A 10629-nucleotide genomic window follows, 5' to 3' on the forward strand; every position below is an offset into this window, starting at 1 on the left:
ACAGTCTCTGTACCTGAAAGCCGGTGAGAAAATCTCTATAGAGGACTTGCTATACGGTATGATGCTGGTGTCTGGAAACGATTCGGCTGTTGCGCTTTCCTGCGTTATTGGCGGAACACAGCAGCACTTTATAGAAATGATGAACAGGAGAGCGGATGCTATTGGCTGCACCGGCACGCATTTCACCAATCCCAACGGGTTGTTTGATGAAGATCATTATACCACGGCGCGGGATCTGGCGAATATCACGCGTACTGCCATGAAAAACAAGACCTTTAGAAGGATGGTAGCTGCAAAGGAGTGGAATGCAGATCGCCCCGGGAGCACGTACCGGCATTTTGTCAACAAGAACAAGACTGTTCGTCAGTTTGATGGGGGTAACGGGGTCAAGATCGGCTATACCAAGGCTTCCGGGCGAACCCTTGCGGCTTCTGCTACCCGAGATGGAAAGAACGTCATCTGTGTTGTCATGAGTGCGCCCAACTGGTTCCAGGATGCTTACCGGCTGATGGAATACGGTTTTGATGTGCTGTGATCGCATCTTTCTCATCTTGCTTATCTTGCTCGTCTTGCGATGTGTTTTCGCTTGTCGAGTTCCGCTTTGTCACAGTTTTGACCGAAACCTCCTTCGCTGCATATGCTAATGGCAAAGGAGGCAAATCATGACGTATTTTAATCCAATCTGTGCTGACGTCGGCACACGGAACTGCCCCTGCCCGCTGGCAGAAACCGGGGATTGCCTGGTATGCAGCAGATTATCAGGCGCACGGGAATGCAGCTGCAGGTGGGCAGGCGTCTGCGTTTATAATGAATATATGCAAAACGGGAGCATGGTGCGAACAAAAAGGAAGGCTCGGAGCACCGAGATCCTGCAAAGGCTCCGGCAAGGCGATGATCTGCTTATGCTGCAGCTTCGTGTTCCGCGAGGTTTTGCTCTGGAAGCATCCCGGCCGGGTTCTTTTTTATTTCTGAAACCACCTGGAGCACCGGAGATGACCAGTGTTCCCGTCTCTGTCATGGCAGCGGATGTGGAGCACGAAAGTCTCTGGGTCATCCTCAAGATCATTTCTGCAAAGACGAAAGCCCTTGCTGCCTGTGAGGATTTTCTGGAAATGAGAGGTATTTATCGCAGTGGTCTGCTGGGCAAAGGTGCTGCCGGGATGCTGGACCTGCATGATCCGGGGATTTCTGTCCGAAAGCGCTGGCTTATTTTGACCAAAGGAGTGGGATTCGCTCCGGCAGTGAATCTGATCCGGTGGGCTGCGGGCCGGGTCGACATTCATGTGATCGCTGATCCGGAAAAGGTCGGCGATGATGTGATCCGCCAGCAGTTTCGCGCCTGGCAGCCGGAGGCTTACAGGAGTGAGGGCGGGCGCTTTCGTCTGGAGTTTCAGTCGCTGGCGAAGCTGCTGGAGCAACCCGCGGCAGCTTCGCCTTTGCAGCAAACCGACTCGATTACCACTGCCCCCCCTGCCACTGCCCTGCACACGTCCGACTCGATTACCACTGCCCTGCACACGTCCGACTCGCACGACCCTGATCTGAACGCGCCTTGCCTGCAGCAAACCGACTATGACCGAATTTTCCTGCTTGCATCCGACTATTACATCAAACGCCTGTCGGCTGTGATGAAAATCCCGCCGGAGAAACTGGTCTTCTGCAATAACTTCCATCTGTGCTGCGGAGAAGGGATCTGCGGCGCCTGCGGTCATGTGGACGCTAAGGGAAATCTCCGCAAAATGTGTAAATGCCGGGAATTTTCTGCCCTGGATTTTTTACTTCCCGAGTAAAATGATATTTCGATCGCGCACCATTTTAGCTTCTACCTTAGTCTCTACATTAGCTTCTACACTAGCCGCTGCATCTCAAAAGCGTTTCAGTCAGTTTCGGGTCGATTATAAGGGGTAACTGACTGAAACAGACTGAGACTGACTGAAACAGACTGCCCGTGCATCAAACGCCCGTTTATCCGAGATAAAAAATCTCAACTTGCCCTTGACATTTTCCTTCTTGAGAAATATAATACCACCAAGAACAATTTCAAAAATACAAACCGATGATTAAGAGTAGTAACTCGGGCATAGACCTCAAAGAGAGCCGCAGATGGTGGGATTGCGGCAGGAAAATCCGGAGTGAATGGACTTATGAGGGCAGACGAACCGCTCGCCGCAGCAGGCATTATCGCCGCAGCAGGCATTATCGCCGCAGCAGGCATTACCCCTGCAGCAGGCGTTATCGCTGAAAGCCGTGCGAGCCAAGTAGAAACTGACGGGATCTCCACCTGTAACAAAGGGAGCGCGTATCGAAAGCTGTACGTAGAACGAAGGGGCATTCCCCCGGGTGGCATAGCAGAAGTATAACTTCTGTCCTGAGTTTTAAGGACAGAAGTTTTTTTTATGAGCCGATTGTATCTTAGATACAGCGCGCGGCTCAAACGAAAGGAGCACCATCATGACAATCAAAGTACCACACAGATTATATTTAACCGAAGACCAGATCCCGCAGCAATGGTATAACCTGCGCGCTGATATGAAAGAGCAGGCAGCGCCGATGATCAATCCGGCAACCGGGAAACCGGCGGTAGTGGAAGACCTTTACCCGGTATTCTGCAAAGAACTGGCCCAGCAGGAAATGGACAACGAAACGAGATACTTCGACATCCCGGAAGAAGTCCGCGATATCTATAAGATCTATCGCCCGGCACCGCTTTGCAGAGCTTACAATCTGGAAAAAGCCCTGGACACGCCAGCGAAGATCTACTATAAATTCGAAGGAAACAACACATCTGGCAGTCATAAGCTCAACTCCGCAGTGGCACAGGCTTACTACGCTAAGAAGGAAGGCCTCAAGGGTGTGACTACAGAAACCGGTGCAGGTCAGTGGGGAACAGCACTTTCCGAAGCATGTTCTTATTTTGGTCTCGACCTGCAGGTGTACATGGTCAAAGTTTCCTATAACCAAAAGCCGTTCCGTAAGGACATCATGAAGACGTTTGGCGCACAGGTCTTTGCATCTCCATCCGATCGGACGGAGGCAGGCAGAAAGATCCTGGCAGAAGACCCGGACAACAGCGGAAGCCTTGGATGCGCTATTTCGGAAGCTGTAGAAGTAGCAGTGACCAACGAAGGATACCGCTACGTGCTGGGCTCCGTGCTCAACCAGGTGCTCCTTCACCAGTCGATCATCGGCCTGGAATCCAAGATCGCCATGGAACAGCTGGACGAGTACCCGGACATCGTCATCGGATGTGCCGGCGGCGGTTCCAACCTGGGCGGCCTCATCGCGCCGTTCATGCAGGACAAACTGACCGGCAAAGCTGATCCGCGCATCATCGCTGTGGAACCGGCATCCTGTCCGTCCCTTACAAGAGGCGTTTATAAATATGACTTCTGCGACACGGGCAAGATCACGCCGATGGCTAAAATGTACACCCTGGGCTGCACCTTCAAGCCTTCTGCAAACCACGCCGGCGGCCTCCGCTACCATGGCATGTCCCCGATCCTTTCCAAGCTGTATGCAGACAAGTACATGGAAGCAGAATCCTACGAACAGACAAAAGTTTTCGAAGCGGCCGTTCAGTTCGCCAAGCTGGAAACGATCCTTCCGGCACCGGAATCTGCACACGCGATCCGCGGAGCCATTGACGAAGCACTGAAATGCAAAGAAACCGGCGAAACCAAGACGATCCTCTTCGGCCTCACAGGAACCGGCTATTTCGATATGACTGCTTATGCAGCTTACAACGAAGGCCGCATGAGCGACAGCGTTCCGACAGACGAAGAGCTGCAGCCGTCCATCGATGCGCTGCCGACTATCCCGGGGATCCAGGAGTAAGCTGATATCGACGTTGCTGATGCAGCGGACGGACTCGCAGATTCAGCATTAGCAATCGCATCACGTCGCGATCCTGCAAAATTTTCTGCTGAATTTCCTGCAAAGCTTCCTGCAAAGACTTCGCACAACAAAACGGGGCTGTCGCCCTAACGATCTTAAATCGTTAATGCGACAGCCCCTTCTTATATTGTTCATGACCTTAATGCTTCACATCTGCCAGCTTTGGATGCCCTTGCTTGGTTTGTGCAGCTCCGGCTCCTTTCAGCGTGAACACGATGACACTGGCAATGATGATGGCGCCACCGATAAACGTTCCCATGTCAGGGACTTCCCGCAGCATGATAAAACCGATGATGGCCGCGATCAGCGGATTGACGAACATGTAGTTGGTCACTTCGCTGGTGCGGTCTGCAATAGCGATCGCCTTGCTCCAGGACAGGTATGCCAGCGCGCTTGGGAATACGCTGAGATAGATCCCGCTCAGGTTAGCTGAAAGACCGGCATTCGCCATGTCGTGGATCAGATCCGGTAGGAATACCATCGTCTGGATCGCCCCGAATACGGCACTGTAGGTAACTACTTCCATAGCTGTGTAGCCCATTTCGGCGAACTTCCGGTTGAGGACGCTGTAGCCTGCAAATACGGAACCGCAAAGGAACATCCACAAGATACCAATGTTAATAGAAAGCACTCCATTCCATAGCAGGAGTACCGCCACACCGCCAAAAGCACATGCGATAGAGATCCAGCCGATCCAGTTGATCCGTTCGTGGTAAATAGTATAGAGCCCGATGGCGGTCAGGATCGGAGATGATGTGGTCACGATACTTCCGGTAGCTGATGTCAGTGTTGACATGCCGATGTTGAAAAACATGAAATAAGCCGAAAATCCCAGTACCCCGGACAGGAAAAACCACAGCAGATCTTTCTTGCAGAACGGCTTTCGGATATGACAGATCTTTCCGATGATCAGCAGCACTATGGCTGAGATGCAGCACCGCTCGAAGCACAACGCCGAGGACGAAATAGCATCGCCCAGAAAACGCGTGAATGGAAACGCCGATCCCCACAGCAGGATCGTCAGAAATGCTAAACTGTGTGTCTTGATTTTGTTGTTCATAATACTTCCCTCATGTAAACATGGAAGCTGCAAAGAATGTCGCAGCCTCGTAGGTCAGAATGACCGGTACAAGTATAGTAACACAAAATGTAACTACTTTCATCAAAAATTCTGCAAATTTCGAAAATATTTTTTGCCAAGGGTGGTCGCCTTTGAGGATTTCCGCAAAGCTTCCTTTTATCATTTCGGCTGTCAAAATTTCCTGGGACTACTCCTGCAGCAGCCAGTCTGCTATATCATAAATTTCAATCCCTTCGTGACTGTATTTCGGATGTTTTGTCCGGGCAATGATCATCTTCGGATAGGCGTCACGTATCTGCAGAAGTGGGGATACTTCCCGCTCAAAAGTTTTTTCTTCGGAAATATTATCACTCACCTGAATATAAATTTTTTCGCTGCCTCTTTGTGCGACAAAGTCGATTTCTTTCTGATACAGCTTTCCTACGTAAACATCATATCCGCGGCGAAGCAGCTCGATGCATACTATATTTTCATAGACCCTGCCATAATCCATATTTCTGCTGCCGAGAATTGCATAACGAATTCCGCTGTCACAGAGATAAAATTTTTCAGAGTTCGCAAGATACTTTTTTCCTCGAATATCGTAGCGTTTAATATCGTAAAATACAAAAGCATTGCACAGATATTTAATATATTTACTGACAGTTACATGATTTGTTGGAGTATCATTCGCCGCCAGCAGCTGACTGACCTTATTGGGAGACGTCAGATTGCTGATATTGTCCATGAGAAACTCGCTTAATCTTTGCAGAACCAAAGTGTCAGGCAGGGCATATTTTTGTACCAGATCCCTCGTTACAATGGTTTCGTAAACTTCTTTAATATAATTTGTCCGGTCTTTTTCTGTTCTGTATGCATAGGAACCAGCCAAACCGCCTTTTAGGGAATAATCGTCAAAAAGTTTGTCTTTATCCTGAACAGTATCGTTGTACTGGCAATATTCCTGGAAACTGAACGGAAACACGTGAATCTCAATATATCGGCCGGTAAAAAGAGTTGCTAAGTCAGCACTTAGCAGAAATGCATTGGAGCCTGTTACATAGATATCATATTTGTTTTTTGAGTACAGGCTGTTGATTGCCAGCTCAAAGTGCGGGCACATCTGAACTTCATCCACAAAAAGATAATTTTCTTTTCCCTCTTGATAGCGTTCTTCTACATAAGCGTGCAGGGCATGGTATTCTTTGATTTCTTCAAATGCCAGATCCATAAAGTCGATGAATATAATATTGATGTTTTCCAAATGACTTTTCAGATACTCAATATATGCCTGCATCAATTTTGATTTGCCGGAACGACGGATACCTGTAATGATTTTGATATCAGGAGTTCCGTTCAGTTGGATGATTCTATCAAGATATTTTTTCCTCGTAATAGTTTTCATATAGTTTACCACTTTCAAAAGTTAAATTTTTTTTATTTTTTGAAACTGTCTTATAACACGTATTATACTGCCTGTAAATAGTATATGCAAGCAGCCGCTTTCAAAATCGTAAAATTTTTCATTTTTTGAAAGTGGATAAAATTGGTGATGGAAAATTCCGCAGTGCGAATACGGGTAGTTTGTAACGGGTTTCTTTGCGGTACAAATGTCTGAATCTTACCAATAATTTCGGATGCTCCGATAGTTGTTTACATTTTAACAACGGTGCATTATCATAAGAATTACAAGGATAAATGACTTCTATGGAGTATTAATGGAGATGAACATATGAGGATTTTCGACACATACGTGCAGAAATTAAAGTACAAGGTCCTGACTGAGCTGGCGCGCCAGACCTGGGTGGGAAATGATGCGTTTTCGGTGTTCAACGATATCGCAAACCAGGTGGTCAAGAAGGGCGAGCCGACCATGAGCTGCTGCATTTACAAGGACAGAGCTATCGTGGCGGAGAGGATCCGTATCGCACTGGGCGGCAAGAAGGAGGATCATAATGTGATCCAGGTCATCGACATTGCATGTGATGAATGCCCGGTGGCAGGACATGTGGTGACGGATCTTTGCAGAGGGTGCGTGGCGCATGCCTGTGTGGATGCGTGCAAACTGGGTGCTATCACCGTTGATTCCCATCAAAAAGCGGAAATAGACAAATCTAAGTGCGTGGAATGCGGTAAATGCGCCAAGAGCTGTCCGTACAGTGCCATTGCTAATTTCAAGCGACCATGCGAGAGAGCCTGCAAAGTGGACGCCATTTCCATGGCGCCGGACGGTGTAGCTCAGATCGACAGTGAGAAATGCATCGAGTGCGGAGCATGCGTATACAAGTGTCCCTTCGGTGCGACTTTGGACGTGTCCAGTATCACCGACATCATCAAGACCATCGTGGACAGCGATAACAATAAACACTATCATGTGCATGCCATCGTGGCACCGGCTATCGCAGGCCAGTTCCAGTACGCTAAGGCAGGACAGCTCATCTCGGCGATCCGTGAGCTGGGATTCTACGCGGTGGAAGAGGTGGCTCTGGGAGCAGACATCGTAGCGTACAAGGAGGCACAGGAACTGCAGGAAAAAGGATTTTTGACATCCTCCTGCTGCCCGGCTTTTGTCAAATATATCAAGATGAAATTCCCGCAGCTGGCGGAGCATATTTCTCATAATCTTTCGCCGATGGCAGAGACAGGCAAGCTGATCAAGGAACAGGATCCTGATGCAAAGATCGTCTTCATCGGACCTTGCACGGCGAAAAAGGGCGAAGTCCGCAAGCCGGAGGTCCACCAGTATGTGGACTACGTCATGACTTTTGAGGAGCTGCAGGCTATGATTGACAGCAAAGATATCGCCGTGGATCAGCTGCCGGAAACAGAGCTCGATACTGCTACATATTACGGAAGAGTCTTTGCCCGCACAGGCGGTCTAAGTGAAGCGGTCACCGAGGCGGTGCGCGAGCAGAAGGCTGCGGAAGAAGCTGCAAAGGCTGATGCCCCAGACGGTGCAGGCACTAGCGGGGCTGTGGCATCCGGCGAGGCTGGAGCTTCTGGCAAACCGGCATCCGGCGATGCTGGTACAAATCCTGGAAAACCTGCATCTGGCGATGGCGCCTGTGATGGAGACAGCACCGACAGTAAGCCGTTCGTGTTCGACCCGATCGTCTGCGACGGTATCGACAACTGTAAAACTGCTCTTCTGCGTGCCAGCAAAGGCTTGCTGCCAAACAATTTCATCGAGGGCATGGTCTGCACCGACGGCTGCATTGGCGGAGCCGCCTGCCTGAGTCACGGCAACGCTGACAAACGCGCCATCGATAACTATGGGAAAAAAGCCAGCCATAAGGAGATCCGGGATGTGCTGTAGGGCACTGATCGAGCACCCTGCGTGCGCCGACACGAGTTTATGATTTTTTCAGCGAGAAATCCTAAAAAATCATAGTAATTTCGAGTGCCGGCCTCATTAATGAATAGCACAACGAAAATCATAGTAAGAAACGTTAAGATTTCATAACAGGAATAGAGAATCAGAACCCTGAGAGCTGAAATAATTAGCTTTCAGGGTTCTCTTTTTCAAAAAGTGAGCCGTCATTGCCAAAATCTCCCAAAAATCATCCTCGAAAAAAGGCAGTTATCTGACAAACTATGATTTAATCAGCCTACTTCAACTCAAAAAGTGGAATTACAAATAATGGAACAACATGCCGGCGCTCAGTTCTTGACATGTGAGCGCCCAGTTCCTGTCATGCCAGCGCCCAGTTCTCGAAATTCCGGTCTCTACCCCCAAACCGTAAACCCCAAACACACTCCCAAACCGCAGACATCAAACAGACACCAAACTACCCTCCCTCGCATATCCTAAACAGGATAGAGCGAAGGAGGGATTTTTTTGTATAAAGTGGTGATCATAGGCGGTGGCTGGTCCGGATGTGCTGCTGCGCTGGCGGCACGAAAAGCAGGGGCAGAGGTGACCTTGCTGGAAAAGACCGACATGCTGCTGGGGCTTGGGAATGTAGGCGGCATCATGAGAAACAACGGCAGATTCACAGCAGCCGAGGAAAATATCGCATTGGGAGCACGGGAACTTTTTGACATAACCGATCGGTGCTCTCGGCATGTCAATATTGATTTTCCGGGACATAAACATGCCAGTCTTTATGATGTGATGAAAGTGGAGCCAAATGTACGAAGGCTTCTGCGGGAGAAGGGCGTGGACGTGCGGCTGATGGCACGGGCAGTAGATGTGGTGCTGCAAAAATCCGGGCGCGGGGCATGCGGTAGCGGCGATCGTGATCGCCGGATCAGCGGCATCGAGCATCCTGGCGAAACACGCTGCAGCAATACAGAGCCTTTTGACAATGGAGATGTGCAGGATGCTGTCATCGAGAAACTGATCCTGGCGGGAAATCCGGCGGGTATCGGCGGTGATTCGGAACAAACCATCGAAGGAGACGTCTTCGTTGAAACCACTGGTTCTACGGGCCCGATGGGAAACTGCCTTACATACGGTAACGGGTGTTGCATGTGCGTCCTCAGATGCCCGGCATTTGGTCCTCGGGTCAGTATCAGTGCAAGAGCCGGCGGCAGCGATATCATGGGCCGCCGGCGGGACGGATCCTTCGGGGCGTTCAGCGGCAGTGGAAAACTGGAAAAAGGATCCCTTTCTGCCGAGATCCAAAAGAAGCTGAACGAAGAAGGCGTAGCGGTGATCCCGCTTCCGCACGCAGCCGTAAAAAAAGAAAAGCTGGATATGAAAGTCTGCAAGCAGTACGCTTTGCAGGAATTCGCGGAAAATATTGTTTTGCTGGACACGGGATACGCTAAGATCATGACGCCGTTTTTTGATCTGGAAACTTTGCGGCAGATCCCGGGATTTGAAAATGCTCGATATGCAGATCCGTATGCGGGTGGCAAGGGAAATTCCATCCGATATTTATCGGTTGCGGAGCGGGACAATACTATGCGTGTCATGAAGATCAGGAACTTGTTTTGCGGCGGGGAAAAATCCGGTTTGTTCGTCGGGCATACGGAGGCGATTTCTACAGGGAGTCTGGCAGGGCACAATGCTGTTCGCTACTTGAAGGGAATGCGGCCGCTGGAGTTGCCTGCAGGGATCGCCATCGGGGATCTGATCGCATATGCCAACAAGAGTCTTGAGTCGGAAGACGGGCTTATGACGCGTTACACATTCTCCGGGGCAGAGTATTTTCAAAGGATGAAAGATAAAGGGTTTTATTCCACGGATCCGGATGAGATCAGACAGAGGATCCGTCGCTTTGGGCTGGAAAATATCTACGACGACAGGCTGCTGTAGGGAATGAAATTTGCAGCATTAACACAATAGCAGTTTAGCGCAGCGCAGTCATCTGCGAGCGGCAGGACACTCCGTGCAAGGATAGTTGCTTACTTTTCTGCTTCTGTAGGTTTGTCAAACATATGTTACACCATCAAGTACGAAATCATCTAAAACAGTTTGAGGAGATTTCCATCCCAGCGGGCGCATAGGAAAACGATTGTAATCCCTGTAGTTGTATCGCTGCAGCTGCTTTGAAAAATCTTCAAAGGAATAAAACTTATGGGTGGCGTAAAATCGTTCGTTATCTTTGCGATGACTGCGTTCTACTTTCCCATTATGCCTTGGGGTAAAAGGTTTGATCAGCTTATGGCAGATGTCGTTGTTTCTGAGTGTGCGTTGAAACATCGTTAGAGTTTCTTTTCCCGGCTGA

Annotated in this window: 9 protein-coding genes; 6 read left to right on the forward strand and 3 right to left on the reverse strand. The window is 49.5% G+C overall.

Translation table 11 applies throughout. From position 1 onward, the window contains the following. The 4 genes from H8876_RS00595 to H8876_RS00610 form a co-directional block, all read left to right on the forward strand. A partial coding sequence (locus H8876_RS00595) for a D-alanyl-D-alanine carboxypeptidase family protein (protein ID WP_346727817.1) occupies positions 1-535 on the forward strand: 535 nt, incomplete at its 5' end. A gap of 127 nt (positions 536-662) precedes the next feature. Then, on the forward strand, positions 663-1790 hold the full coding sequence (locus H8876_RS00600; protein WP_249286123.1) for a hypothetical protein: 1128 nt from the start codon (positions 663-665) through the stop codon (positions 1788-1790). A gap of 342 nt (positions 1791-2132) precedes the next feature. Beyond that, complete coding sequence (locus tag H8876_RS00605; protein WP_249286124.1) at positions 2133-2360, forward strand: hypothetical protein; 228 nt, start codon at positions 2133-2135, stop codon at positions 2358-2360. A gap of 91 nt (positions 2361-2451) precedes the next feature. Continuing rightward, complete coding sequence (locus tag H8876_RS00610; RefSeq protein ID WP_177264944.1) at positions 2452-3834, forward strand: TrpB-like pyridoxal phosphate-dependent enzyme; 1383 nt, start codon at positions 2452-2454, stop codon at positions 3832-3834. A 199-nt stretch (positions 3835-4033) separates the two neighbouring features. On the opposite strand, the gene H8876_RS00615 is transcribed toward H8876_RS00610, so the two are convergent. Both H8876_RS00615 and H8876_RS00620 read right to left on the reverse strand, forming a co-directional pair. After that, positions 4034-4954 (reverse strand): DMT family transporter, encoded by a 921-nt coding sequence (locus H8876_RS00615; protein WP_249286125.1) that lies wholly within the window; start codon positions 4952-4954, stop codon positions 4034-4036. 208 nt (positions 4955-5162) lie between these two features. Next, positions 5163-6359 carry an ATP-binding protein gene (locus tag H8876_RS00620; protein WP_249286126.1) on the reverse strand — a complete coding sequence of 399 codons (1197 nt, stop codon included), beginning with the start codon at positions 6357-6359 and terminating at the stop codon, positions 5163-5165. A gap of 327 nt (positions 6360-6686) precedes the next feature. On the opposite strand from H8876_RS00620, the gene H8876_RS00625 reads away from it, so the two are divergent. Then, on the forward strand, positions 6687-8270 hold the full coding sequence (locus H8876_RS00625) for a monomeric [FeFe] hydrogenase (RefSeq protein ID WP_249286127.1): 1584 nt from the start codon (positions 6687-6689) through the stop codon (positions 8268-8270). A 531-nt stretch (positions 8271-8801) separates the two neighbouring features. Continuing rightward, positions 8802-10217 (forward strand): FAD-dependent oxidoreductase, encoded by a 1416-nt coding sequence (locus H8876_RS00630; protein ID WP_465250717.1) that lies wholly within the window; start codon positions 8802-8804, stop codon positions 10215-10217. A gap of 114 nt (positions 10218-10331) precedes the next feature. On the opposite strand, the gene H8876_RS00635 is transcribed toward H8876_RS00630, so the two are convergent. Further along, a partial coding sequence (locus H8876_RS00635; RefSeq protein ID WP_249286129.1) for an integrase core domain-containing protein occupies positions 10332-10629 on the reverse strand: 298 nt, incomplete at its 5' end.

Source organism: Lentihominibacter faecis (genome assembly GCF_014306095.1).
GTDB classification, from domain to species: domain Bacteria; phylum Bacillota; class Clostridia; order Peptostreptococcales; family Anaerovoracaceae; genus Lentihominibacter; species Lentihominibacter faecis.